Raw genomic sequence first — 25,408 nt, forward strand, 5'->3', positions numbered from 1 at the left:
ATGGCGTATCTGCTGATCAAGTCGCTGCACCTGGTGTTGGTGCTGTTCTGGGTGTCGGGGATGGTGGTGCAGGCGTTCGTGCTGGCGGCGGCCGACAAGCTGCCGGGGCCGGCGTTGCCGCAGGAACTGGCGCGGCTGCGTTTGCTGCGCAAGTGGGAGCGCATGCTGACGACGCCGGCGATGGTGGGCGCGCTGGCCAGCGGCGTGTATCTGGCGACCAGCGCGGGATGGTTTGGCAGCGCGTGGCTGTCGGTGAAGCTGGCGCTGGTGTTGGCCCTGGCGGCGGTGCATGGCATGCAGGCGGGGCGGCTGCGGCGTTTGGCGGACGCGGCAGGGGATGCGGGCGAGGTGGGACGCGGACGGCTGTTGCCGGTGGTGCTGACGGCGCCGGTGGTGATTGTGCTGCTGGTGGTGTTCAAACCATTCTGATCCGGGCCGCCCCGGATGGCCGCCCGCGCCCATTCCTGCGAAAATCCCCCGCATGCTACGCATCGAAAACCTCACCAAGCGCTACGGCGACTATCTCGTCTTCCAGGGCCTGACGCACACGTTCCCGCCGGGCTGCGTGGCGCTGTGCGAAGAAGACAGCACGGGCAAGTCCAGCCTGCTGGGCATCATCGCGGGCGTGATCGCGCCGGATGCCGGCGACGTCTGGATCGACGGCCATTCGCTGACGCATGCGTCGCAAGCAGCCCGTGCCCGGCTGGCCTATGTGCCGGACAACTGCCTGACGGCGCCAATGCAGACGGGCCGCGGCCTGCTTGAGCAGGTGGCCGCCGACAAAGGCGTGCCGCTGGACAGCGCCACGCTCGACCTGGCCCGTCGCCTGGGCCTGGAACCGCACCTGGATAAGCGCTTTGAGCAGATGTCGACGGGCACGCGCCGCAAGGTCTATCTGACGGCGGCAAACCTGGGGCATCCGGCGGTGGTGATTGCCGACGGCGCGAGCAACGGGTTGGATACGGCGGCGCGCAATGTGCTGGCCGATGTGTTCAAGACCTGGGCCAAGGATCGCGTGGTGTTGTTCGCCAGCCATGATCCCGAACTGGTGCAGGCGTGCGGCGCGCGCTCGGTCGACGTGGCAGCGCTGCGCTAGCGTCAGGCGTCTTCCAGAAACCCCAACGTTCGCAGTTCGGCAATCGCGCCCAGCTCTTCGTCGCGCCGCTTCTTGGGCGCGGCCAGCGACGCGGCCATCAGCATGGCGGGGCGGTCGGATGCGTCGAATCCCCTGAGCACGCTGGCGGCGATGGGAAAGGCCTGGCCAAAGCGCTTGTCCAAGGCCTGGTGGCCGGGATAGCGGCCGCGCTTGTCGAGAATGACCTGGGTCTGCGGATCGCGCTTGATCAGGGGCAGGGGCACGCCCTCGCAGCGCAGGCCCAGCAGCTTGGCGTCGCTGATGTCCAGGGCCCAGTCGGTGTCGGCGTAGAACGCGGCGCGGGCGGCGTCGAACTGCGCCAGGCGCGGGGCGTCTGTGCAGAAGGCTTCGGGCGTGAGGTTGAGGTTGACCTTGCCGATCTTGCCGACCAGTTTCACGCGCCGAAAGAACGAAGCCCACACCAGCAGGATGGGGTTGGTGGACAGGTCCTGCACCACCACGTCTTCGAACACGCAGGGCATGATCATTGAATTGACGGCGCGGCAGCCGGACAGGTGCACGTGCTGCACGCGCGACATGCGCGCGGGAAGCTTCACCATCGACAGGCTGCAGTTGTCGAATGTGCAGTCGTGCAGATGCAGGTCTTCAAAGCGGGATTGGCCCTTGTCGTGGGCCATCTGGAATGTCGCGCCTTCGATTTTTTGCATCGTTCGCTTGCCCATGTGCTCGCTCGTGCCGTCGCGTGTGCCCTCGCAAGCGACCTGGGCTATCGCAGGCCGTCTCGGACGATGCCCCGTCCTTGATGGCACCGGGGGTCATCGCAAGCCGCGGGGCCCGCCGCAGGCTTGCGATGCGATCCTCGCGGTTTACTTCTCTGCGTATTTCTTCGTGGCCGCGTCGTAGACATACGTGACCGTATCGGCAGCCCCAAGCTGACGCGTCTTGCCCGGGCCGGTGATCATCGTGCCGCTGGGCGTGACGGTCAGGCGGGGCATGTCGCTGCCGGCCTGCGCGGCAAAGGCCAGTTTGCCGCTGCGGGTGGCGCAAGGCATGACGTCGCCGCCGTCGCAGGCTGCGGCGTTGTCGTCGCCGGTGAGGATGCTGCCGATGTAGGTCCAGACGTGTTCCTTGGACTCGTCGCGCGGGCCGATGTTGAAGACGAACAGGGCGTAGCCTTCGAAGCTGACGCCGTTCTCGAAGCCTTCGGTGGGCACGGCCAGCAACAGCTTGCCGGCGGGCGTGCGGTATTCAAGGGGCTTGCGGCGGGTGTCGACGTTTTCGGGGCGCTCGTAGGCGCCAAACTCGCCGATCGTGAATTCCAGGCCGCGGAATTTCCAGGGGCGTTCGGGCGACGAGCCGGTCATGGTGAAGGTGACTTCGGCCAGGTTGACCCGGGTGTCGGGGCCGGCTTCTTCGATGGGCTTGCCGTAGGTCGCGCGGGTGTCCCAGACAAAGCCGGTGAAGTAGCGGGTGCCGTCCAGGTCAAAGGTATGGCCGAACCAGTAGTTGACCACGCTGCCATCGGGGATCTGATAGGAATCGGCGCCTTTGGTGTCGACTTCGTAGAGGAAGTTCAGCACGGTGGGGGCATCGGGCGGCGTCACGGCGGCGGCCTGGGCGACGTCCAGCTTGGGGGCGGCGGGCTCGGCGGCGGTGGCGGCGGGCGCGAATACCGTGGCCAGGGTGGCGGCGCACAGGCCGGCCAAGGCCATGCGCAGGCGGCGGGTGGAAAAGCGAGCGTTCAGACGGGTGTACATGTTGGATATCTTCTTGTCGGACTCGTTAAAAGCGCCTTGTGCTTGCCTGCCCCGGCAATGGGTGGCCGGCGGATGCCCCCGCGGGAGACGGCCGGGATCTTCAATGCCGCCAGCGGCTCGGCGCAATATGCGGCGCCATGTTAGTGGGCCGCCTGATTCCGCGTCGGACAGCAGTTTGCCAATTGTGTCGGACTGCAATAGCTGGGCATGACGCACGGATCGCCGGGCCGGTGGCCTGGCGCGTGCGCCGCCGTGTTGTCAGGCCAGCAGCGACAGGGCGTGATCCAGCGACAGCACGTGGGTGCGCGAGGCGAAGGCCGTGGCAAACAGATGTTCGTGCACGACCGGGTCCGGGTCGTAGCAACAGTCCTTGACGGTGTAGAGCTGGAAGTCCGCGTCGCTGGCGTAGGCGATGGACGACAGCATGACGCCGGTGGACGCGATGCCGACCATGATGAGCGTATCGACCCCCTGGGCGGACAGGCGCAGTTCCAGGTCGGTGCCGAAGAACACGCTGGCGCGGTGGGCGATGATGACGGGTTCGCTGATCTGCCGGCCGAGTTCGGGCGAGATTTCGTCGTCGGTGAACAGACCCATCTGCTTGATGCCCTGCCCGTTCTTGTTCAGCGGACTGACCTCGGGATAGTCGGGGCTGAAGTGGATCTTGGCGAAATAGACGGGCATGCCGACGCGCCGTGCGGCGTCACAGAGCTGGCGCGTGTTGGCGAGCAACGTAGGGGCAACCGACGGGAACAGGTTGGTGATGTCGGTCTGGTAGTGCATGACCAGCAAGGCGGTTTTTGCCGGCACGAGGGTGTGGCCGGATTCAACGCGTGAGGACATGGCGGGTATCCGATAGGAAGGTCCTGGGAACGGGGATGACGTTCTGGCGGCCGGCCGCGGGTGGCAGGGCCGGCGCGGTATTGATCATAAGGGGGAAACGGGGCGGTGGCACAGCAGGCCGCCTACGGGTTTTACCCGGGTGCTACCGGTCGGTCTGGTCTGCGACCAACGCTTGGAAATGACTTGGCAGTGGCTTGTTGTGTTGCTTGGTCTGATATCAACAGTGTCAGGGCAAATTGTGGGGAGATGGCTTGCACAATGATTGGCTGAAGACGTTCTGGATCGCTCGCTGAGCTCGGCGGCGAATGATCGATCTGTAAATGGCTCGCATGCCGCAACGGTGCGGGAGCGTCTTAACCCTATCAATAAATTGTTAGTACAATAAATTATGCTGACCGTGCTCGAAACCGATGAATTCAGCACATGGGCGGCCAAGGTTTGGAGCGATACCGAACGGGAAGCCTTTGTAGATTGGATCGCGGTTAACCCAGAGGCCGGTGATGTCGTGCCAGGCTCCGGGGGGTGCAGAAAAGTTCGATGGTCGCGCGCTGGCATGGGAAAGCGCGGTGGTGTCCGTGTGATCTACTACTTGCGACTAGCGAGCGGTGAGGTGGTGCTTCTGGTCGTGTACGCCAAAGCCAACGCCGATAGTATTTCTGCCTCCGTACTCGCCAAACTCAAGGAGTGCTTTGATGCCCAAGAAACGCGATGAGATATCTGAATTGGAAGCCGCGTTGTTGCGTAGTGCCAAGCAAGCCGTCAATGGTCAGTATGCGCGTGTGCACACGCCTGAGGAGATCGTGCGGCGGCGCGGTCGGCCGATAGGCAGTACCGCGGCTGTCCGCAAAGCGGCCACTACCATTCGTCTTGATGAGGAAGTCCTTGCCGCGTTCAAAGCGACGGGGCAAGGCTGGCAGACGCGCATCAACAATGCGTTGAAAGACTGGCTGAAATCTCATCAGCCCATTTGATTGCCAACCGCGTATCGAGCTACCGGTCGGTCTGGTCTGCGATGACGCGTGCCACAGCCGTCAATGACCGTCGCAGGTCATCCCGCCCCACCGACCCCAACGCCAGGCGGATGGCGTGCGGCACGTGCGTGACGGCGAAGGGATGCGCGGTAGAGACCGAGATCCGCTCTCGCATCAAGGCCATCGCGATGGCGTCGGCACGCACTTCTTGCGCCAGCGGCAACCAGACGAAGTAGGACGTGGGGTGGCCGACGGGGCCGAGTCCGCCCAGGATGTCGGCGGCGATGCGTTGGCGCTGCGCGGCGTCGCGCCGCTTCTCGGCTTCCAGCCGCGCGACCGTGCCGTCTTCGATCCAGCCGCAGACGATGGCCGTCATGGTGGCAGGCGTGTTCCAGGTGGTGGCGCGGATGGCGCGTTCCAACTTGGGCACCCAGGCGGGCGGCGCGCTGATGGCGCCCACGCGCAGGCCCGTGGCCACGCTCTTGGACAGGCTGGATACGTAGACGGTGGCTTCTGGCACCTTTGCCGCGAGCGGCGGCGGCGCGTGTTCCGCCAGAAAGGCATAGGCGCCGTCTTCGATCAGGATCAGCGCGTGCCGGCGAATGATCGCCGCCAAGGCCTCGCGCCACGCGTCGCTGGCGACCCAGCCCAGCGGATTGTGCAGGGTGGGCATGGTGTAGACCGCCCGCACGCGCCGACGACGGCACAGGTCCGCCAGGGCATCCAGATCCATGCCGTCTGGCGTTGCCGGCACTGGGGCCAGTTCCAATCGCGAGAATTCCGCCGCCAGCTTGAAGCCGGGGTACGTCAACGCGTCGACGGCCACCACATCGCCCGGTTCGAACAAGGCCATGGCGGCGATGGTCAACCCATGCTGTGCGCCGCTGACGAGCAAAGCCGAGTCCGCGGATGCCGGTACGCCTCGGGCCGCCATATGGGCTGCGACGACCGCCCGTTCGGCATCGCTGCCGCCGTGGGGCCGATAGCGCAGCAGCGCATCGGCATCGCCCTTGGCGGCCAGCCGACGCAGCGCGGTGCGGTACAGGCCGGACTGGCCCGGCAGGGTCGGGGAATTGAAGGTGAGTTCGGTGGTGTCGTCGTTCCAGGCGCGCAGGTCGATGCCGTGGCCGCGTGGCAGCGCTTCCTTGACGAAGGTGCCGCGGCCGGACTCGCCGCTGACCAGCCCCATCACCTGCAGTTCGGCGTAGACGCGCGTGGCGGTGGCCAGCGCCAGCCCTTCGCGGGCGGCCAGGTCGCGGTGCGTGGGCAGGCGCGTGCCGGGGCGAAGGCGGCCGGCGCGGATGTCGGACGCCAGGCGATCCACCACTTCTTTGTAGCGGGACAGAGGCACGGAAAGCGTATCCATGACGATTATTTGGATGCGTCGATTATCGGGCCTAGGATGGCGTCGCACAACGCACCGGGCGGTGCGTATCCGATCTTCAGCGTCAGCGGTTCTCAATCATGGATTTCAGTTTTCAGGTCATCGCGGTATCCGTCGTCGCGGTCGGTGTCATCGGCTTTATGAAGGGGGCGTTCGGTGGCGGCTTCGCCATCATCGGCATTCCCTTGCTGGCGTTGGTGATGGACCCGATCAAGGCAGGCAGCCTGCTGGCGCCGATCTTCGTGGCGACCGATTTCTACGCGTTCCGCTATTGGCGTCCACGCACGTGGTCGCGGCCCGACCTGGCGTATCTGGTGCCAGGGCTGCTGGTGGGGGTGGTGGCTGGCTATGTCGTGCTGCGCCACGTGAACCGGCACGTGGTCGAGATATTGATGGCCGTCACCACCCTGCTCTTCGCCTGGCTGTGGTGGCGTGGCGGCGCGGTGGCGGGCCAACGCCCACGCTCGAAGAACAAGGCGTTGCTGGCCGGCAGCGCGTCCGGCATCACGACGATGGTGGCGCATTCGGGCGGGCCGCCGCTGGCCATGTATCTGCTGCCGCTGGGCCTGTCCAAGGAGATGTACGGCGGCACGACCAGCATGTTCTTCACCATCGGCAACCTGCTCAAGGCGGGGCCTTGGCTGGCGGTGGGGGAACTGACGGCGGGGTTCTGGGGGCTGGTGGCGATCTGCCTGCCGGCGGCGTTTTTTGGGGTATGGGCGGGGTGGCGGCTGCACCATCGGCTGAATCAGGCGCAGATGGTGCGGGCTTGCTATGGCTTGCTGATGGTGACGGCGGTGAAGCTGTTGTGGGATGGGGTGGCGGGGGCCATTCAATAGACAGCGGTTTCGCGACGAGGTATTTCAATTCAGCTCAATTCAGCTCATTTCAGCTCAAATATTGAGCTGAAATGAGCTGAATTGAGCTGAAAGAGGGCTGATTTGCGCGAATGCTCGCCTCACTTCCCCCCGTCGCATCCAAAAACGTCCCCGTCACAAACGACGCTTCCGCGCCCGCCAGCCACAGGATCGCGCGCGCCACTTCCTCAGGCTGACCGCCGCGCCCCATCGGGATCGAATCCTTGACGCGGTCCACCCGGCCCGGTTCGCCGCCGCTGGCGTGCATCTCGGTATAGATATGCCCAGGTCGCACGCAGTTCACGCGGATGCCTTCGCGCGCCACTTCCTTGGCCAGGCCGATGGTGAATGTTTCCAGCGCGCCCTTGGATGCGGCGTAGTCGACGTATTCGTTGGGGCTGCCCAGCCGCGCCGCGCCCGATGACACGTTGACGATGGCGCCGCCGCGGCCGCCGTGGCGCTGGGACATGCGCTTGATGGCCTGCTGGGCGCACAGGATGGGGCCGATGGCGTTGACGGCGAAGATGCGTTGCATGCGTTCGTAGCCCAGGTCTTCCAGCCGCGATTGCTGCGCGATGATGCCGGCGTTGTTGACCAGCACGTCGATGCGGCCGAATTCGCGGTCGATGGCGGCGAACAGCTGCGTGACCTGTGCGGGATCGGCGCTGTCGGCGCGTACGGCCAGCGCGCGGCGGCCATGGGCTTGGACGTGTGCGGCGACGTCATACGCGGCAGACTCGTTCGAGACAAAGCTGATGGCGACGTCGTAGCCCTGCTCGGCGGCCAGGCGAGCGGTAGCGGCGCCCACGCCGCGGCTGCCGCCTGTGATCAGGATCAACGGGGCTTGGGAAGAAGCGGTCATGGCAAGAACCTCCAGGTGATGATGAAGCAATGGCGAGGCGCCGCAACGGGCCGCCCGCAGCCGCGCCGCGCAATCCAGGGATCGGATGCTCGGGCATAGAATAATGCGTTCGATGCGGCGCCTTCGATCCGGCAGCGGGTTAGCGGGGGCAATGGGCCGAACGATCCACGCCGGAGCGCACCATGTTCAACCCCGAAGAGATCCTTGTCCTTACAGGCCCGCCCGGCTCGGGCAAGACAACGGCTGCATGCCGCATTGCGCAGTTGCCGGGGTGCCCCAAGGTGCATCTGCATGCGGATGATTTCTGGCGTGTCATCAAGGCCGGCGCGATTCCTCCGTGGCAGGTGGATGCGCATGACCAGAACGCGGTCGTGATCGACGTGCTGGCGGGAGCCGCGGCGCGCTACGCACAGGGCGGCTACTTCGTGTTGGTCGATGGCATCGTCGGGCCGTGGTTTCTTGATGCGTTTCGTCGTTTGCGGTGCGCGGTGCATTACGTCGTGCTGCGTCCTACGCTGGACGAGGCGATCCGGCGTTGCCGCGACCGCGGGGGTGATGAGTTGTCCGACCCCGGGCCCATTACGGCCCTGCATCAGCAGTTTGCGCAGTTGGGCGAGCTGGAAAAGCACGTGTTGCCGGTGGCGGGCCTGGATGCCGCGCAGACGAGCCAGGCGATCTGTCGGGCGGCACAGGGCGGCCATTTCCGGCTGGCGTAGCCAGCATTCGGAAAGTCGCAACGGATGGGCCGCGCTAGACCGGCGCCGAATCCCCATGCAGGCTCTTGAGCTTTCTCAGCTCGGGAAACAGCCGCATCCACAGCCCCGCCACCGCCATCGTGCCGACCCCGCCGATCACCACCGCGGGCACTGCGCCGAACAGCGCGGCCATGACGCCGGATTCAAATTCCCCCAGCTGGTTCGACGCGCCGATGAACAGCGTGTTCACGGCGCTGACGCGGCCCAGCATGTGGTCGGGGGTGTTCAGCTGTACCAGCGACGAGCGCACGACCACGCTGATGGCGTCGGCCGCGCCCAGCACGACCAGCGCGCCGATGGACAGCGGAATGGACGTGGACAGGCCGAACACGGTGGTGGCCAGCCCGAACAGCATCAGCGCACCGAACAGCAGGCGGCCGACGTGTTCGCCCAGGCTCAGGCGGGCCAGGGTCAGCGACATCAGCATGGCGCCGCAGGCGGGGGCGCCGCGCAGCGCGCCCAGCGCCCAGGGGCCGGCATCCAGGATGTCCTTGGCAAAGATGGGCAGCAAGGCCGTGGCGCCGCCCAGCAGCACGGCGAACAGGTCGAGCGACAGCGTGCCCAGCAGCAGGCGCCGCTGGAAGATGAAGGTGATGCCGGCGAACAGGGTGCGCCAGGTGGTGGGTTCCTTGCGCGGGGGGGCACGGTCGATCGACATGCTGGCGATAGAAGCGAAGCCGCACAGGTACAGCGCCGCGGCGACGCAGTAGATCCAGCCGGCGCCCAGGCCGTAGCCGATACCGCCCAGCGCCGGGCCGGCGATCTGCGCGATCTGGCCGGCGGACGAGGACAGCGCGGTGGCGCGCGGCAGCCATTCGCGGGGCACCACGGCGGGGATCAGGGTGGACAGGGTGGGCGATTCGAAGGCGCGGGCCGAGCTCATGATGATGAGCGTGGCGTAGATCAGCGGCTTGCCGCCAAAGCCATGCAGGGCGGCAATGGCCAGCAGCAGGGTGGCCAGGGTTTCGATGGCCATGCAGATGGCGACGATCTTGCGGCGGTCGTAGCGGTCGGCCACGTGCCCCACCACCAGGGTCAGGGCCGCCATGGGCAGGAACTGCGCCAGGCCGATCAGGCCCAGGTCGAGCGCGCTGCCGGACAGGGCGTAGATCTGCCAGCCCACCGCCACCGAGACGATCTGGAAGGCCAGCGACGCGCCGATGCGCGCGGACAGGAAATGCAGGAATGCGGGACGGTACAGCGGACTGGGGGAGTCTGGGGCAGGCATCGGGGAAGAACGCGCGGCAGGCGCGGGCGGCGCCGGAATCCGCCATTCTATAAACAGCCCGCTGACGCGAAACTAAAGCGCCAGCCGGCCGCAGGGTCTTGTAGGGGCTCGGAAGGGCCCCGGACCCTTCAGGCGCCGATGGAGACCAGCTCCGCGCCCTCGGTCACCTGGTCGCCCACGGCATAGAACAGTTCTTCGACCTTGCCGTCAGCGGGCGCCGAGATGGTGTGCTCCATTTTCATGGCCTCCATCACCAGCAGGGGCTGGCCCTTGGTGACGCTGTCGCCGGCCTTGACGGCGATGGAGATGATCTTGCCCGGCATGGGGGCGGTCAGGCCGCCGCCATGCTCGCCCTGGGTGTCCTGGGCGTGCGCCAGCGGGTCGTACAGGTCCAGCACGTGGGCGCCGCCGGCGTCCCCGGTACCGAAGACGTGGGCCTTGTCGGCGTGCAGCACCACCGTGCCGGGGCTTTCCAGGCCGCCCAGGGTGATGCGCAGGTCATGGACGAAACCGGGCGTGCCGGCTGCGTTGTCGGCCTGCACGCGCCAGGTGAACGGTTGTTCACCGGCGCCGCTGTCCAGGGTCCAGTCGCCGCCCCGGCGCGTGACCACGACGTGGCGGGTCTCGCCGTTGTCGATCCATTGCAGCGTGCGCTGGTAGCGGTTGCCCAGGCGCCAGCCGTCGCGGGCGTCCCAGGGGTCGGCGGGGCGCGGCGCCGTGGCCGGGGGATTGGGCTGTGCCAGGCCTTGGCGCACCAGCACCGCGGCGCTCGCCAAGGCCAGCGCCAAGGGGGCGGCGGGCGCGGGATCGGGCAGCAGCGTGGCGCGCTGGCGTTCGATCAGGCCGGTGTCCAGATCGGCCGCGGCGAAGGCGCTGTCGCGCATCAGGCGCGACAGGAAGGCGACGTTGGTCTGCACGCCCACCGCCTGGGTCTGCGCCAGCGCTTGCAGCATGCGGGCGCGGGCCTGGTCGCGGTCGGCGCCGCGCACGATCAGCTTGGCGATCATGGGGTCGTAGAACGGCGTGATGGTGTCGCCGGTGCGCACCCCGCCATCGACGCGGATATCGCCGTTGGCAAACGCCGTGTGGGCCGGCAGGCCCAGGTAGGCCAGCGTGCCGATCGACGGCAGGAAGCCCTTGTCGGGGTTCTCGGCGTAGATGCGGGCCTCGATGGCGTGGCCCTGGATGCGCAGGTCTTCCTGGCGTGCCGGCAGCGGCTGGCCCGCGGCCACGCGCAGCTGCCATTCGACCAGATCGTGGCCGGTGATCATTTCGGTCACCGGGTGTTCGACCTGCAGGCGGGTGTTCATTTCCATGAAGTAGAAACGGCCGTCGGGCTCGGCGATGAATTCCACCGTGCCGGCGCCCACGTAGCCTACGGCGCGGGCCGCGGCGACGGCGGCTTCGCCCATGGCGCGGCGGCGCTCTTCGGTCATGCCGGGCGCGGGGGCTTCTTCGATGACCTTCTGGTGGCGGCGCTGCACCGAGCAGTCGCGCTCGAACAGGTAGACGCAGTTGCCATGGGTATCGGCGAATACCTGGATTTCGATGTGGCGCGGCTTTTGCAGGTAGCGTTCGATCAGCACGCGGTCGTCGCCGAAGCTGGACGCGGCTTCGCGCTGGCAGGACGCCAGGGCGTCCAGGAATGCGGCCGACGATTCGACCACGCGCATGCCCTTGCCGCCGCCGCCCGCGCTGGCCTTGATGAGCACGGGGTAGCCGATGCCGTCGGCCTGCGCTTTGAGAAACTGCGGGTCCTGGTTGTCGCCGTGGTAGCCGGGCACCAGCGGCACGCCGGCCTTGTCCATCAAGGTCTTGGCGGCAGACTTGCTGCCCATGGCGGCGATGGCCGATGCCGGCGGGCCGACGAAGGCGATGCCGGCTTTTTCGGCGGCTTCGGCAAAGGCTTCGTTTTCGGACAGGAAGCCGTAGCCGGGGTGGATGGCGCCGGCGCCGGTGTCGCGCGCGGCCTGCAGGATGGCGTCGGCGCGCAGGTAGCTGGCGCGCGGTTCCGGGCCGCCGATGTGCACGGCGATGTCGCAGGCGGCCACGTGGCGGGCGTTGGCGTCCGCGTCGGAATACACGGCAACCGTGCGGATGCCCAGGCGGCGGGCGGTGGCGGCGACGCGGCAGGCGATCTCACCGCGGTTGGCAATCAGCAAAGTGTCGAACATGAATGTGATCCTGGCTGGAATTCGTCGTGAACGCGTCGTGGGGCGGGGGCGCCGCCCTACATCCGGAAGACGCCGAAGCGCGTGTCTTCGATGGGCGCGTTCAGCGCGGCCGACAGGGCCAGGCCCAGCACGCGGCGCGTGTCGGCCGGGGCGATGATGCCGTCGTCCCACAGCCGGGCGGTGGCGTAGTACGGGTGGCCTTCGTGTTCGTACTGTTCACGGATGGGCGCCTTGAAGGCGGCTTCTTCGTCCGCCGACCACTTGCCGCCGCGCGCTTCGATGCCGTCGCGCTTGACGGTGGCCAGCACGCTGGCGGCCTGTTCGCCGCCCATGACCGAGATGCGGGCGTTGGGCCACATGAACAGCATGCGCGGCGAATAGGCACGGCCGCACATGCCGTAGTTGCCGGCGCCGAACGAGCCGCCGATGAGCACGGTGAATTTGGGCACGGCGGCGGTGGCCACGGCCGTCACCATCTTTGCGCCATGGCGGGCGATGCCTTCGTTTTCGTATTTGCGCCCGACCATGAAGCCGGTGATGTTCTGCAGGAACACCAGCGGAATCTTGCGCTGCGCGCACAGCTCGATGAAGTGCGCGCCCTTCTGCGCCGATTCCGAGAACAGGATGCCGTTGTTGGCCACGATGCCCACCGGCATGCCGTGGATGTGGGCAAAGCCGGTGACCAGCGTGGGGCCGAAGCGGGCCTTGAATTCATCGAATTCCGAGCCGTCGACGATGCGGGCGATGACTTCGCGCACGTCGTAGGGCTTGCGGGTGTCGGCGGGAATGATGCCGTTCAGTTCCTGCGGGTCGTAGCGCGGTTCGCGCACCGGCACGGTGGCCAGCGGCGCGGGCTTCTTGCGATTCAGGCGGGCCACGGCGCCGCGCGCCAGTTGCAGCGCATGCATGTCGTTGGCGGCCAGGTGATCGACCACGCCGGACAGGCGCGTGTGCACGTCGCCGCCGCCCAGGTCTTCGGCGCTGACTTCTTCGCCGGTGGCCGCCTTCACCAGCGGCGGGCCGCCCAGGAAGATGGTGCCCTGGTTCTTGACGATGATGGACTCGTCGCTCATGGCGGGCACGTAGGCGCCGCCGGCCGTGCACGACCCCATCACCACGGCGATCTGCGCGATGCCCTGCGCGGACATCTGGGCCTGGTTGTAGAAGATGCGGCCGAAGTGGTCGCGGTCGGGAAAGACCTCGTCCTGTTGCGGCAGGTTGGCGCCGCCCGAGTCGACCAGGTAGACGCAGGGCAGGCGGTTCTGCGCGGCGATTTCCTGGGCACGCAGGTGCTTCTTGACGGTCATCGGGTAGTAGGTGCCGCCCTTGACCGTGGCGTCGTTGCAGACGATGACGCATTCGGTGCCGGCGATGCGGCCGATGCCGGTGATGACGCCCGCGCCGGGGGCGTCGCCGTCGTACATGCCGTGGGCCGCCATGGGCGACAGTTCCAGGAAGGGTGAACCCGGGTCGATCAACTGTTCCACTCGATCGCGCGGCAGCAGCTTGCCGCGCGCCACGTGCTTGGCGCGCGAGGCTTCGCTGCCGCCCAATGCGGTCTGCGTCAGCTTCTGGGCCAGATCATCCAGCTGCGCCTGCATGGCACGGGCGTTGTCGGTGTAGTCCTGCGACCGCGGATTGATGCGGGATTCGATGATGGGCATGGGGTTCCACCCGTCCTGCTTGATTGGAATTTGAAGGCGCTCGTTGAGAGCGGTTTGTCTCGCTGCCCGGTGGGCCGGGCGTTTCTTGTGGACGTTCTATGGATTCTGCAGATGCATTCCTGTGCGCCCTTCCTGCACGGCCCGCGGCCGACCCGCCGTGGACAGCGCCATGCCGGAAAGGCGCAGCGGAATGCATGCCCGCCAGGCGGGCAGTCCACGACGCCGAAGCTGCCCGCCCTGCCGAAAAATCGGGCCAGGCGGACGTCTCGGCGTCGTGGGGGCTTGCCTAGAGCATTTCGATGGCCATGGCCACGGCTTCGCCGCCGCCGATGCACAGCGTGGCCACGCCGCGCTTGCCGCCGGTCTTGCGCAGCGCGCCGACCAGGGTTGCCATCAGGCGGGCGCCGGACGCGCCGATCGGGTGGCCCAGGGCGGTGGCGCCACCGTGGACGTTGACCTTTTCATGCGGCAGCTTGAAATCGGCCATGGCGGCCATGGTGACCACGGCGAAGGCTTCGTTGATTTCGTACAGGTCGACGTCTTCGGCCTTCCAGCCGGTCTTGGCGAACAGGTTCTTCAGCGCGCCGACGGGGGCGGTGGTGAACCAGTTGGGCTCCTGCGAGTGCTGGCTGTGGGCCACGATGCGGGCCAGCGGCTTGACGCCGAGTTTCTCGGCGGTGGACGCGCGCATCAGCACCATGGCGGCGGCGCCGTCGGAGATCGACGACGAGTTCGCGGCGGTGATGGTGCCGTCTTTCTTGAAGGCGGGCTTGAGGGTCGGGATCTTTTCCGGCATGGCCTTGGTGGGGGCCTCGTCGGTGTCGATCACGGTGTCGCCCTTGCGGCCGGCGACCGTGACGGGGGCGATTTCCCACTTGAAGGTGCCGTCTTCGGTGGCGGCGCGGGCGCGGCGCAGCGATTCCAGCGAGAAGGCATCCTGCTGTTCGCGGGTGAACGAGTACTTGGCGGCGCAGTCTTCGGCGAACACGCCCATGGCCTTGCCCTTGTCGTAGGCGTCTTCCAGGCCGTCCAGCGCCATGTGGTCATACACGGTGTTGTGGCCGAAGCGGTAGCCCTGGCGCGCCTTGAGCAGCAGGTAGGGGGCATTGCTCATGCTTTCCTGGCCGCCCGCCACGATGACGTTGGCGGAACCGGCCGCCAAAAGGTCGTGGCCGAACATGGCGGCCTTCAGGCCCGAACCGCACACCTTGTGGATGGTGGTGCACGCCACGCCCAGCGGCAGGCCTGCGCCCAGCGCGGCCTGGCGGGCCGGTGCCTGGCCCTGGCCGGCCTGCAGCACGTTGCCCATGATGACTTCTTCGACCTGCTCGGGCTTGATGCCCGCGCGTTCGACGGCGGCCTTGATGGCGACCGAGCCCAGCTCGTGCGCGGCCAGGCCGGACAGGCTGCCCAACATTCCGCCCATGGGCGTGCGGGCGATGGAAACGATAACAACGGGATCTGACATGACTAGCTCCTGTGAGGGTCGGGACAGCGTCTGCTTACGAGGCCGCGCCGGCTGGTGCCGGACGCAGGCGCCTGTCCGTATCGTAAGGGAAAAATTCTTCAATCCGGCCCTGCGCCACCTGGGCGCGGCAGGCCTGCCACCAGGCCGGTTCCAGCAGGTCGGCGTGATGGCGCAGGAAGGCGCCGCGCACCCGCGCGTCGCCCAGCAGGAAGCGGCCGAATTCCTCGGGAAACACGTCGTTCGGGCCGACGGCATACCAGGGTTCGGACGCCATTTCCGCTTCTTCGTTCGGGGCGGGCGGAATCCGCCGGAAATTCATTTCGGTCATGCGCTGGATTTCGTCGTAGTCGTAGAACACGACCCGGCCCAGGCGCGTCACGCCGAAGTTCTTGTAGAGCATGTCGCCGGGGAAGATATTGGCCGCGGCCAACTGGCGGATGGCGTCGCCATATTCGCGCACGGCCGGTTCGAGCAGCGCGTCGGGCGCCTGCGTCAGGTACAGGTTCAGCGGCGTCATGCGCCGTTCGATGTAGACATGGCGGATGACCACCGTGTCCCCGGTTTCCTCGATCAGGCTGGGCACCAGGCGCCGCAATTCGTCGAGCAGGGCCGGCGCGAAGCGGCTGCGCGGCAGCGCCACTTGCGAGTATTCCCAGGTATCGGCCATGCGGCCGACGCGGTCGTGCAGCTTCACCATCTGGTACTTGCGCCGCACGGTGGCGTGGTCCATGCCGTCTTTGTCGATGCGGTCCTTGATCAGCTTGAATACGTAGGGGTACGACGGCAGCGTGAACACGCACATCACCATGCCCTTGATGCCGGGCGCGATGTCGAAGGCGTCGCGCGAATGGGCCAGGTGGTGCAGGAAGTCTCGGTAGAACAGCGTCTTGCCCTGCTTTTGCAGGCCGATCATGGTGTAGAGCTCGGCCTTGGGCTTGCGCGGCAGCAGGCTGGACAGGAAATTGACCACCGCGGCGGGGGTTTCCATGTCCACCAGGAAATACGCCCGGGTAAAGCTGAACAGCGTGCTCAGGTCATCCGACCCCAACAACAGCGCATCCAGCCGCACCTGCCCGGCCGGGTTGCGCGTCAGCGCCACGGCAAAGGGGTAGACGGTGGTCTGGTTGACCAGGCGGCCGACGATATACGCGCCCTTGTTGCGAAAGAACAGCGAACCCAGCGCATGTACCTGGCAATCGCTGGCGATGCGGCGGCCGACGTGGCGCGGCAGCATTTCGCGCAGTTTGTGGACCGCGGTGCGGGCCAGCAGCCGGGCATCGCGCGGCAGGTCTTCAAAGGGCAGCGCCAGGCCGAAATCGGCCACCATGCGGATCAGGCTTTTCTGCAGCCCTTCGCTGGCCGGGTAGTAGACCCGGTACGACGGCATGCGGCTGTCCAGGTATTCCGTCGCCACCGCGGGCCGCACGAACAGGAAATCGTTGTGGAAGTAGTCGCGATGCAGCAGCCGGCACGACACCGAATTGAAGAACGTCTCGGCGCATTCGGGCTGGCGGTGCTCGGCCAGGAGGCCCACGAATTCCTGCTTGATCTGCTGCCAGTAGGCGGTCTGCGCATCGGTCAGCGCCGGGCTGGCCATGCCGTCGGCGCCGACCGCGCCTTCGGGTCGGCCGCGCAGCACGCCTTCGAGCTGGGTGGCGCATTCGCGCACCCGCATGTCGTAGTACTCGATGCGTTCGCGCGACAGGTGCTGGATGCCGTGCCAGTCGCCCGATTCGAACAAGGCCTTGGCGCGCTGCGCGCTATAGCGAAACAGCGCGTAATGGCGGTCGAAACCCGCCAGGATCAGCCGCGCGACGTCCAGCGGCGACGGGCCCTTGGCGGGCGCCGGCTCGATGTGCTGGACGTCGGACGTGCGGATCATGGCGCGGTGCGGCTCAGGCGGTTTCGTTGAACAGTTCGCGGCCGATCAGCATGCGGCGGATTTCGCTGGTGCCGGCGCCGATCTCGTACAGCTTGGCGTCGCGCCACAGGCGGCCCACCGGGTACTCATTGATGTAGCCGTTGCCGCCCAGGATCTGCACGCCTTCGCCCGCCATCCAGGTGGCTTTTTCGGCGGTGTACAGGATCAGTGCAGCGCAGTCCTTGCGCACCTGGCGCACGTGTTCGGCGCCCAGGCGGTCCAGGTTCTTGCCCACCTGGTAGCAGAAGGCGCGGCTGGCCTGCAGCGTGGTGTACAGGTCGGCGACCTTGCCCTGGATCAGCTGGAATTCGCCGATGGCCTGGCCGAACTGCTTGCGGTCGTGGATGTACGGCACCACCACGTCCATCACGGCCTGCATGATGCCGATGGGGCCGCCGGAGAGCACGGCGCGTTCGTAGTCCAGCCCGCTCATCAGCACCTTCACGCCGCCGTTGACCTGGCCCAGCACGTTTTCTTCGGGGATTTCGCAGTCCTGGAACACCAGTTCGCCGGTGTGGCTGCCGCGCATGCCCAGCTTGTCCAGCTTCTGCGCCACCGAAAAGCCCTTGAAGCCCTTTTCCACCAGGAAGGCGGTGATGCCGCGCTGGTGCGCTTCGGGGTCGGTCTTGGCGTAGACCACCAGGGTGTCGGCGTCAGGGCCGTTGGTGATCCACATCTTGGTGCCGTTGAGCACGTAGCGGTCGCCCTTCTTGTCGGCGCGCAGCTTCATGCTGACGACGTCCGAGCCGGCCCCGGGTTCGCTCATGGCCAGGGCGCCCACGTGTTCGCCCGAGATCAGCTTGGGCAGGTACCGGGATTTCTGCGCCGCGGTGCCGTTGCGGTTGATCTGGTTGACGCACAGATTGGAGTGCGCGCCGTAGGACAGGCCGACGGAGGCGCTGGCGCGTGAGATCTCTTCCATCGCGACCATGTGGGCCAGATAGCCCATGTTGGCGCCGCCGTACTCTTCGCCGACCGTCATGCCCAGCACGCCCAGGTCGCCGAATTTGCGCCAGAGATCCATGGGGAACTGGTCGCTGCGGTCGACTTCGGCGGCGCGCGGCGCGATCTCGGCCTGCGCGAAGGTGCGCACCGCGTCGCGCAGCATGTCGAGATCTTCGCCCAGGTCGAAATTCAGGCCGGGAAGGTTCATCGCTGTCTCCGTGATAGTGGGTACTTACATTTTTATGGGCGCCAGCTACCGCGCCACGGCTCGTCGCGTGACCCCATGATGCGCCGATCGGCAGGGGCTGCGCAATGATGCAGCGCAAATATTACGTTTACGTAAACGTAAATTTGAGTCGGGTTTTCCCTAGGCAAATGTTTGCGTCCCGGGGGAGCGCCCTGGGTACTATTCCAGCCGATCCTTGAAACCTGAAATTTGTGACGGAGTAAGCGGTGCTCGAACTATCCGATCTGGACGATATTGTGGCGCTGCGGCGTGACCTGCATGCCCACCCCGAGCTCTGCTACGAAGAGCACCGCACCGCCAAGGTGGTGGCCGACGCCCTGCGCGGCTGGGGCATCGAGACGCACACCGGCATCGCCAAGACGGGCGTGGTCGGGGTGATCAAGCGCGGCACGTCAGGCCGCGCGATCATGCTGCGGGCCGACATGGACGCCCTGCCGATGCAGGAAGAGAACCAGTTCGAGCACCGCTCGCGCCACGACGGCAAGATGCACGGCTGCGGCCACGACGGTCACACGGCGATGCTGCTGGCCGCGGCCCGCAACCTGCAGCAGGCCGGCGGTTTCGACGGCACGGTGTATTTCTGCTTCCAGCCCGCCGAGGAAGGCGGCGCGGGCGGCCGCGCGATGATCCAGGACGGCCTGTTCGACCGCTTCCCCTGCGAAGCCGTGTTCGGCATGCACAACTGGCCGGGCCTGGCCGCCGGCACGTTCGGCGTCTGCGCCGGCCCGATGATGGCGGCGGCCAACGGTTTCAAGATCACCGTGCGCGGCAAGGGCGGCCATGCCGCCGCGCCGCAGGATTGCGCCGACCCGGTGCCGGCGCTGTTCGCCATCGGCCAGGCATTCCAGACCATCCTGACGCGCAGCAAGCGGCCGCTGGACGCCGCCGTGCTGTCCATCACCCAGGTGCAGGCCGGTGGCAGCGTCATCAACGTGATTCCCGGCAGCGCCTGGCTGGGCGGCTCGGTGCGCGCCTACAGCACCGACGTGGTCGACCTGATCGAACGCCGCATGCACGAGATCGCCGGTAGCATCGCCGCGGCCCACGGCTGCGAGGCCGACGTGTATTTCGAACGCCGCTACCCGGCGCTGGTGAATACCCCGGCCGAAACGGATTTCTGCATGGAGGTCATGCGCGACGTGGCCGGCGCCGAGGGCGCGCGCGTCATCGAACCCGTGATGGCATCCGAAGACTTCGCCTTCCTGCTGCAGGCCAAGCCCGGCTGCTACGTGTTCCTGGGCAATGGCGACGGCGAGCACCGCATGGCCGGCCACGGCCTGGGCCCGTGCATGCTGCACAACGCCAGCTACGACTTCAACGACGCCTTGATTCCGGCCGGCGCGGCCTACTGGATTCGCCTGGCGCAGCGCTATCTGGCTGCCTGATCCCGCGCCGCCGCGGGGGCCGATGCGCCCCGACGTTTTTTTTGCAACACGCTTTACCTGACGCAGTGCTACGCAACACCACAAGGAAAGTATGAAAAAGAAGATGCTGTTCACGGCCGCGGGGGCGGCCCTGGCAATCATGGCGGGCGGGGCGATGGCCCAGACCTGGCCGGCCAAGCCCATCACCCTGGTCGTGCCCTACACCGCCGGCGGCAGCGCCGACGCGATCGGGCGTCGCCTGGGCGACGTGCTGCGCAAGGAAACCAATGCCACGGTCATCGTGGAAAACAAGCCGGGCGCGGGCGCGTCCGTGGGCACCGATTTCGTGGCGCGGGCCCAGCCTGACGGCACTACGCTGCTGCTGGCCTCGACCAGCCCGCTGACCATCTTTCCGCACCTGGCCAAGACCAACTACGACCCGATGAAGGACCTGACGCCGGTGGCCAGCGTGGCCGTGGCGCCGGTGGCCATCGTCGCCACCAAGGCGCTACCGGTGAAGGATTTTGCCGGTCTGATCGACTACGCCAAGTCGCACCCGGACGGCGTGCGCTATGGCACGCCGGGCCAGGGCACCGTGGCCCACATCGGCATGGCGGCGCTGACGGCGCAGACCGGCACCAAGATGCTGCACGTGCCCTACCGCGGCAACAGCCAGGCGCTGACCGACGGCCTGGGCGGCGTGGTGGAACTGCTGGTGGTCAACACCGACGTGGTGCTGCCGCACGTCGCCAACGGCGCGCTCAGGCCGCTCGCGGTGATGGCGCCCGAACGCCTGGCCGCCTGGCCCGACGTGCCCACCATGGCCGAACTGAAGCTGCCGCAGGCCCAGTACTACTCGAACTTCGGCATCTTCGCCCCGGCCAACCTGCCGCCGGCCGTGTCCGGCCCGTTGCAGGCCGCCCTGGCCAAGGCCGTGGCCAGTCCGGAATTCAAGGACCTGCTGGCCAAGTCGTACCTGCAGCCCGGCACCGCGTCGGGCGAGGCCTTTGCCAGGCAGGTGCAGGCTGAATTCGCCAACAATGCCCGCCTGATCAAGGAAGGCAACATCAAGGCGGAATGATCGCAGGTGCTTGAATCGGCGTCGCTGTAAAAAAGAAGCGCGCGTTCCTGGCGGATCGCGCGCTTTTTCTTGGGGCCTGTCGTCGGCGGGTGCCGATCAGTTGCTGCGCGGCCCGAACATGATGACCAGCATGCCGGCCAGGCACAGGCCCACGCCGACGTAGTCGCTGACACTGGGCCGCACGCCGTCCACCACCCACAGCCACAGCAGCGCCATGCCGATATAGACGCCGCCATACGCGGCGTAGACCCGGCCGGACGACGTCGGGTGCAGAGTCAGCAGCCAGGCGAACAGCGCCAGGCTGAGCGCGGCGGGCGCGAGCAGCCAGATGGAATGGCCGCGCCGCAGCCACAGGTAAGGCAGGTAGCAGCCGACGATTTCGGCCAGCGCGGTCAGGATGAACAGCGCCAGGGTCTGCAGCATGGCCATGGTGCCGCCGTCAGGGATGCTGCGCGAGCAGTTCGCGGCACTGGCGTTCCTGCACCGCGATTTCCTGCAAGGTGTCTTCGATGTCGCGGCGCTGCTGCTCGAGCGTGGCGCGGTGTTGTTCCAGCACCGCCAGGTACTGGCGCAGCTGGACTTCGGTGTCGCCCGGGCCGTCGTACATGTCGATCAGCGTCAGGATCTCGGACAGCTGCAACCCCAGCCGCTTGCCGCGCAGGGCCAGTTTCAGGCGCGTGCGGTCGCGCGGGCCGAAGATGCGGTTACGCCCCTCGCGCGCCGGGCTGACGATCCCCTGGTCTTCATAGAAGCGGATCGTGCGGGGCGTGACGTCGAACTCGCGGGCGAGCTCGGAGATGGTCCAGGTTGACGAGGGCATGCGGCGTGTGGCAGTTTACGTAAACGTAAATTATGATGACTTGACCCGATCGTCAAGCGTGGAGAGCGAGGCAATGAACCCCAACGAACAGAAGCTGCAGTATCCCTGGGCCGATTTCCAGCCCGAGGCCGGCCGGGCGCACACGGTGGCCGAAGGCGTGAAATGGATCCGCATGCCGCTGCCGTTCGCGCTGGATCATATCAACCTCTGGCTGCTGCGCGACCACATCGACGGCCGCGACGGCTGGACCATCGTCGACTGCGGCATCTCGCGCGACGAGGTCAAGACGCTGTGGGAAGACGTTTTCAAGAACGAGCTTGAAGGCCTGCCCGTCTTGCGCGTCCTGGTCACGCACATGCACCCGGACCACATCGGCCTGGCCTATTGGTTGTGCGAGCGCTGGAACGCCCGGCTCTGGATGACGATGACCGACTTCATGGTGGCGTCGCTGTGGTCGTCGCGCCGCAACGAGGCCGGCGGCGGCCCGGGCGGCCAGTCCGCGGTGGATCACTTCGCACGCCATGGCCTGACCGACCCGGACGCGCAGGAACAGATCCGCCAGCGCGCCAACTACTTCCCCAACCTGGTGCCGGCCGTGCCGTCGCGCTACACCCGCATCATGGACGGTGATCAGGTGCGCATCGGCGGACGCGATTGGCGGGTCATCGTGGGCTACGGCCATGCGCCCGAACACGCCTCGCTGCATTGCCCGGACCTGGGCGTGCTGATCTCGGGCGACATGGTGCTGCCGCGCATATCCACCAACGTCAGCGTGTTCGACTACGAGCCGGACGCCAACCCCCTGCCCCTGTACCTGCGATCGCTGGACCGCTACGCCGACGTGCCGCGCGATACGCTGGTGCTGCCCTCGCACGGCCGCCCGTTCAAGGGCCTGCACGAGCGCATCGCGCAGCAGCACGAGCATCACCGCGACCGCCTGGCCGAAGTGTTGGAGGCCTGTGCGGTGCAGCCGCAGTCCACCTCGGACATCGTGCCGGTGCTGTTCAAGCGCAAGCTGGACCTGCACCAGCTGACCTTCGCCATGGGCGAGGCGCTGGCGCATTTGCACGCGCTGTATTTCGAAGGGAAGTTGACCCGGGCAGAAGGCGCCGACGGCATCGTGCGGTTCTCGGCGGCCTGATCGCCGCCGTTGTCGTCACCGGAGTTCTTGGCGGGGCCTGGCGCGAACGCCCGGCCCGCGCCGAACGGCGCGGCTAGCGCGACGACGTCGCCAGGCGCACCGCCAAGCCTACGAACACCAGGGCCGCAATGCGGTTGAGCCAGCGCTTGGCCGTGACCGAGCGCTGCAGCAGTTCGCCGAACGCGCCCGAAAAGAACGCGATGGCGCCGAACACCAGCAGCGTCGCCAGCATGAACACGGCGCCCAGCTGCACGGTCTGCCAACCCACCGAACCCAGCTTGGGCGAGGTGAACTGCGGCAGGAACGCGAAGAAGAACAGCAGTACCTTCGGGTTGGTCAGGTTCATGACGATGCCGCGACGGTACAGCGCCGACGTCTTCATCGGCGCGGGCCGCTGGCCGTCTTCGGCATGCACCGGGGCGCGCAGGATCTGCCACGCCAGATAGGCCAGGTAGGCCGCGCCGGCCAGCTTGAGCACGGTGAAGGCCACGGGCGACGCGGCGAACAGCGCGGCCAGGCCCAAGGCCACCGCGGCGGTATGGCCCATCAGGCCGGTGCACAGGCCCAGCACCACGAACAGCCCGGCCTTGCGTCCCCAGATGGCCGATTGCATCAGCACGAACAGGTTGTCGGGGCCGGGCGTCAGGGACAGCAGCACGGCAATGCCGAAGAACGCGGTCAGGGATTCGAGGGGCAGCATGAAGGTCTCGGGTAGGTCGGCCGGCGCCTTGCGCACCGGAAATGAACTGGCATCATACGAGGAAATAAATGCGAGCAAGCCAAGGAGACACCATGTCCGCCGTACCGGAATCCGTCGCGCGCCCCGACGCCGCACTTGAAGACTGGCTGCACGCACGGCACAGCTGCCGCGCCTTCCTGCCCGACGCCGTGCCGCGTGCGGTCATCGAACGCATCCTGACGCTGGCCGCGCGCACCGCGTCGTGGTGCAACTGCCAGCCCTGGCAGGTGACGGTGGCCTCGGGCGACGGCGCCCGCCGTTTGAGCCAGGCGTTGCAGCAACGTGCGCAGCAACCCGGCTTTACGCCCGACTTTCCGTTCCCGCGCGAGTACCAGGGCGACTACCTGGCCCGGCGCCGCGAGTCGGGCTTTCAGCTCTACAACGCGGTGGGCGTGGCCCGCGGCGACCGCGAGGCCTATCGCCGCCAGGAACTGCGCAACTTCCAGTTGTTCGATGCGCCGCACGTGGCCGTCATCACTACGGACGAGGCCCTGGGCGAATACGGCGCCATCGATTGCGGCGGATACGTCGCCAATTTCCTCCTGGCGGCGCAGGCCAATGGCGTGGCGACCGTGGCCCAGGCGTCGCTGGCGATGTACCCCGAGGTGCTGCGTGACGCACTCGGCCTGGCGGCCGACCGCCGCGTGGTCTGCGCCATCTCGTTCGGCTATGCCGATACCGCCCACCCCGCCAACAGCTACCGCACCCGCCGCGCGGACCTGGCGTCGACGGTGCGCTGGGTCGACTAGGCCTGCTCGTTCACAAGGGCATGGGGCGACAGCCCCGCCCGCTCCTGATATGGTTCTGGATTCCCGTCCTAACGCCAAGCATTCCCCTCTGAAGATGCCTACCAAACACATCGATACGGTTCTGCAGCATGCGGGCACCGCCCCGTTCAATCCCGAGACCGGCACGGCGCCGGTGCCGCTGCCGCCGATGCGCGCCAGCACCGTACGGTTCGAGAACCTGGCCGCGCTGGAAAAAGCCCAGCGCAGCAAGGCCGCGGGCGGCCGCGCCACCACCTATGGCCGCATGGGCATGGACACGCACGCGGCGCTGGAACAGGTGTTTGCGCAGCTGGAAGGCGGCACGCATGCCTACCTGGCGCCGTCGGGCCTGTCGGCCATGACCATGGTGATGCTGGCGCTGTGCTCGGCGGGCGACCACGCGTTGATTTCCGACTGCGTCTACGGCCCGATGCGCGAGCTTGACGATGCCGTGCTCAAGCGCATGAACATCAACGTGACCTACTTTGCCGCGGGCGAAGACCTGGACGCGCTGGTGCAGCCCAATACCAAGCTGCTGTACGTGGAATCGCCCGGCTCGCTCCTGTTCGAGATGCTGGACATGGGCGCCATGGCCGCGTTCGCGCAGCGCCATGGCCTGGTGCTGGCCACCGACAACACCTGGGGCTCGGGCTACATCTACCGGCCGCTGATGTTGGGCGCGCAGGTGTCCGTCATTGCCGGCACCAAGTACGTGGGCGGCCATTCCGACCTGATGCTGGGCGCGGTGGTGACCAACGACGAAAAGATTGCCAAGCAACTGAACCGCACGCAGTACGCGATGGGCTATTCCATCAGTGCCGATGACGCCTGGCTGGCGCTGCGCGGCGTGCGCACCATGCCCATCCGCATGGCGCAGCACGCGCGCCACGCGCTGGAAATCTGCGCGTTCTTCAAGAGCCGGCCCGAAACCGTGCGCCTGTTCCATCCGGCCCTGCCCGAAGACCCGGGCCATGCCCTGTGGCAGCGCGACTGCACGGGGTCGAACGGCATGCTGTCGGTCGAACTGCGCCTGTCGCCGTCGGCCGCGCGTACGTTCGTCGATGCGCTCGAACTGTTCGGCATCGGTTTTTCGTGGGGCGGCTACGAAAGCCTGGTGCAACTGGTGTCGCCCAAGGACCTGTCGCATCACCGCTATTGGGGCGAAGGCCAGAACGCGCTGGTGCGCCTGCACATCGGCCTGGAGTCGCCGCAGGACATCATCGCCGACCTGACGCAGGCGCTGGACAAGGCGGCGGCGGTACAGGGCTGAGGTCGTTCGTGGCGCAGGGCTAGTGGCGCACCGCTACTGGCGCACCGCGGGCTA

Annotated in this window: 25 protein-coding genes; 11 read left to right on the forward strand and 14 right to left on the reverse strand. The window is 67.1% G+C overall.

Features of this window, described 5'->3' with window-relative positions; all coding sequences use genetic code 11:
- Together ACUDP5_RS00470 and ACUDP5_RS00475 are read left to right on the forward strand one after the other, a co-directional pair.
- Positions 1-429: a CopD family protein gene (locus ACUDP5_RS00470; protein ID WP_263912739.1), complete on the forward strand. Its 429-nt coding sequence runs from the start codon at positions 1-3 to the stop codon at positions 427-429.
- A gap of 52 nt (positions 430-481) precedes the next feature.
- Complete coding sequence (locus tag ACUDP5_RS00475) at positions 482-1,096, forward strand: ABC transporter ATP-binding protein (protein WP_445657920.1); 615 nt, start codon at positions 482-484, stop codon at positions 1,094-1,096.
- Between the two features lie 2 nt (positions 1,097-1,098).
- Here the strand turns inward: ACUDP5_RS00475 and ACUDP5_RS00480 are convergent, their stop codons facing one another.
- The 3 genes from ACUDP5_RS00480 to ACUDP5_RS00490 form a co-directional block, all read right to left on the reverse strand.
- On the reverse strand, positions 1,099-1,803 hold the full coding sequence (locus ACUDP5_RS00480) for a hypothetical protein (protein WP_445657921.1): 705 nt from the start codon (positions 1,801-1,803) through the stop codon (positions 1,099-1,101).
- 159 nt (positions 1,804-1,962) lie between these two features.
- Entirely contained in the window at positions 1,963-2,853 is an 891-nt protein-coding gene (locus tag ACUDP5_RS00485; RefSeq protein WP_445657922.1) for a hypothetical protein, read from the reverse strand.
- Between the two features lie 258 nt (positions 2,854-3,111).
- Positions 3,112-3,696 carry an isochorismatase family cysteine hydrolase gene (locus ACUDP5_RS00490; RefSeq protein ID WP_445657923.1) on the reverse strand — a complete coding sequence of 195 codons (585 nt, stop codon included), beginning with the start codon at positions 3,694-3,696 and terminating at the stop codon, positions 3,112-3,114.
- A 388-nt stretch (positions 3,697-4,084) separates the two neighbouring features.
- Between ACUDP5_RS00490 and ACUDP5_RS00495 the strand changes: the two genes are divergently transcribed.
- Together ACUDP5_RS00495 and ACUDP5_RS00500 are read left to right on the forward strand one after the other, a co-directional pair.
- Complete coding sequence (locus ACUDP5_RS00495) at positions 4,085-4,408, forward strand: transcriptional regulator (RefSeq protein WP_445657924.1); 324 nt, start codon at positions 4,085-4,087, stop codon at positions 4,406-4,408.
- On the forward strand, positions 4,389-4,667 hold the full coding sequence (locus ACUDP5_RS00500; RefSeq protein WP_025140019.1) for a BrnA antitoxin family protein: 279 nt from the start codon (positions 4,389-4,391) through the stop codon (positions 4,665-4,667). Before ACUDP5_RS00495 ends, ACUDP5_RS00500 begins: the two co-directional genes overlap by 20 nt.
- Before the next feature lie 19 nt (positions 4,668-4,686).
- Here the strand turns inward: ACUDP5_RS00500 and ACUDP5_RS00505 are convergent, their stop codons facing one another.
- Entirely contained in the window at positions 4,687-6,018 is a 1,332-nt protein-coding gene (locus ACUDP5_RS00505; protein WP_445657925.1) for an aminotransferase-like domain-containing protein, read from the reverse strand.
- A 113-nt stretch (positions 6,019-6,131) separates the two neighbouring features.
- On the opposite strand from ACUDP5_RS00505, the gene ACUDP5_RS00510 reads away from it, so the two are divergent.
- A complete protein-coding gene (locus ACUDP5_RS00510) occupies positions 6,132-6,890 on the forward strand; it encodes a sulfite exporter TauE/SafE family protein (RefSeq protein WP_445657926.1) in 759 nt (252 codons plus the stop codon).
- Positions 6,891-6,939: 49 nt separating this feature from the next.
- Here the strand turns inward: ACUDP5_RS00510 and ACUDP5_RS00515 are convergent, their stop codons facing one another.
- Complete coding sequence (locus ACUDP5_RS00515) at positions 6,940-7,770, reverse strand: SDR family oxidoreductase (RefSeq protein WP_445657927.1); 831 nt, start codon at positions 7,768-7,770, stop codon at positions 6,940-6,942.
- 182 nt (positions 7,771-7,952) lie between these two features.
- Here ACUDP5_RS00515 and ACUDP5_RS00520 point away from each other — a divergent pair, with 182 nt between their 5' ends.
- Positions 7,953-8,486 (forward strand): AAA family ATPase, encoded by a 534-nt coding sequence (locus ACUDP5_RS00520; protein WP_445657928.1) that lies wholly within the window; start codon positions 7,953-7,955, stop codon positions 8,484-8,486.
- A gap of 34 nt (positions 8,487-8,520) precedes the next feature.
- Here ACUDP5_RS00520 and ACUDP5_RS00525 read toward each other — a convergent pair whose 3' ends face one another.
- The 6 genes from ACUDP5_RS00525 to ACUDP5_RS00550 all read right to left on the reverse strand — a co-directional run bounded on the left by ACUDP5_RS00525 (position 8,521) and on the right by ACUDP5_RS00550 (position 18,133).
- Positions 8,521-9,753, reverse strand: coding sequence for an MFS transporter (locus ACUDP5_RS00525; RefSeq protein ID WP_025140013.1), 1,233 nt, complete (start codon positions 9,751-9,753; stop codon positions 8,521-8,523).
- Positions 9,754-9,881: 128 nt separating this feature from the next.
- Positions 9,882-11,927 (reverse strand): ATP-binding protein, encoded by a 2,046-nt coding sequence (locus tag ACUDP5_RS00530; protein ID WP_445657929.1) that lies wholly within the window; start codon positions 11,925-11,927, stop codon positions 9,882-9,884.
- Between the two features lie 56 nt (positions 11,928-11,983).
- Positions 11,984-13,591 (reverse strand): carboxyl transferase domain-containing protein, encoded by a 1,608-nt coding sequence (locus tag ACUDP5_RS00535; protein ID WP_263912751.1) that lies wholly within the window; start codon positions 13,589-13,591, stop codon positions 11,984-11,986.
- A gap of 286 nt (positions 13,592-13,877) precedes the next feature.
- On the reverse strand, positions 13,878-15,059 hold the full coding sequence (locus ACUDP5_RS00540; RefSeq protein WP_445657930.1) for an acetyl-CoA C-acetyltransferase: 1,182 nt from the start codon (positions 15,057-15,059) through the stop codon (positions 13,878-13,880).
- A 34-nt stretch (positions 15,060-15,093) separates the two neighbouring features.
- Positions 15,094-16,941: a bifunctional isocitrate dehydrogenase kinase/phosphatase gene (gene aceK / locus ACUDP5_RS00545; RefSeq protein ID WP_445657931.1), complete on the reverse strand. Its 1,848-nt coding sequence runs from the start codon at positions 16,939-16,941 to the stop codon at positions 15,094-15,096.
- A 13-nt stretch (positions 16,942-16,954) separates the two neighbouring features.
- A complete protein-coding gene (locus tag ACUDP5_RS00550; protein WP_263912754.1) occupies positions 16,955-18,133 on the reverse strand; it encodes an isovaleryl-CoA dehydrogenase in 1,179 nt (392 codons plus the stop codon).
- A 245-nt stretch (positions 18,134-18,378) separates the two neighbouring features.
- Here ACUDP5_RS00550 and ACUDP5_RS00555 point away from each other — a divergent pair, with 245 nt between their 5' ends.
- Both ACUDP5_RS00555 and ACUDP5_RS00560 read left to right on the forward strand, forming a co-directional pair.
- A complete protein-coding gene (locus ACUDP5_RS00555) occupies positions 18,379-19,557 on the forward strand; it encodes a M20 aminoacylase family protein (protein WP_445657932.1) in 1,179 nt (392 codons plus the stop codon).
- A 91-nt stretch (positions 19,558-19,648) separates the two neighbouring features.
- Positions 19,649-20,617 (forward strand): tripartite tricarboxylate transporter substrate binding protein, encoded by a 969-nt coding sequence (locus ACUDP5_RS00560; protein WP_263912756.1) that lies wholly within the window; start codon positions 19,649-19,651, stop codon positions 20,615-20,617.
- Between the two features lie 96 nt (positions 20,618-20,713).
- On the opposite strand, the gene ACUDP5_RS00565 is transcribed toward ACUDP5_RS00560, so the two are convergent.
- Together ACUDP5_RS00565 and ACUDP5_RS00570 are read right to left on the reverse strand one after the other, a co-directional pair.
- Positions 20,714-21,046 carry a YnfA family protein gene (locus ACUDP5_RS00565; RefSeq protein ID WP_263912757.1) on the reverse strand — a complete coding sequence of 111 codons (333 nt, stop codon included), beginning with the start codon at positions 21,044-21,046 and terminating at the stop codon, positions 20,714-20,716.
- A gap of 10 nt (positions 21,047-21,056) precedes the next feature.
- Positions 21,057-21,437: a MerR family transcriptional regulator gene (locus ACUDP5_RS00570; protein WP_263912758.1), complete on the reverse strand. Its 381-nt coding sequence runs from the start codon at positions 21,435-21,437 to the stop codon at positions 21,057-21,059.
- Between the two features lie 73 nt (positions 21,438-21,510).
- On the opposite strand from ACUDP5_RS00570, the gene ACUDP5_RS00575 reads away from it, so the two are divergent.
- On the forward strand, positions 21,511-22,578 hold the full coding sequence (locus ACUDP5_RS00575; RefSeq protein WP_445657933.1) for an MBL fold metallo-hydrolase: 1,068 nt from the start codon (positions 21,511-21,513) through the stop codon (positions 22,576-22,578).
- A gap of 73 nt (positions 22,579-22,651) precedes the next feature.
- On the opposite strand, the gene ACUDP5_RS00580 is transcribed toward ACUDP5_RS00575, so the two are convergent.
- Entirely contained in the window at positions 22,652-23,278 is a 627-nt protein-coding gene (locus tag ACUDP5_RS00580; protein WP_263912760.1) for a LysE family translocator, read from the reverse strand.
- 92 nt (positions 23,279-23,370) lie between these two features.
- Between ACUDP5_RS00580 and ACUDP5_RS00585 the strand changes: the two genes are divergently transcribed.
- Both ACUDP5_RS00585 and metC read left to right on the forward strand, forming a co-directional pair.
- Entirely contained in the window at positions 23,371-24,066 is a 696-nt protein-coding gene (locus tag ACUDP5_RS00585) for a nitroreductase (protein WP_445657934.1), read from the forward strand.
- Between the two features lie 94 nt (positions 24,067-24,160).
- Complete coding sequence (gene metC / locus ACUDP5_RS00590) at positions 24,161-25,354, forward strand: cystathionine beta-lyase (RefSeq protein WP_445657935.1); 1,194 nt, start codon at positions 24,161-24,163, stop codon at positions 25,352-25,354.
- The last annotated feature ends 54 nt before the right edge of the window (positions 25,355-25,408 follow it).

This window comes from Achromobacter sp. NCFB-sbj8-Ac1-l (assembly GCF_052695805.1).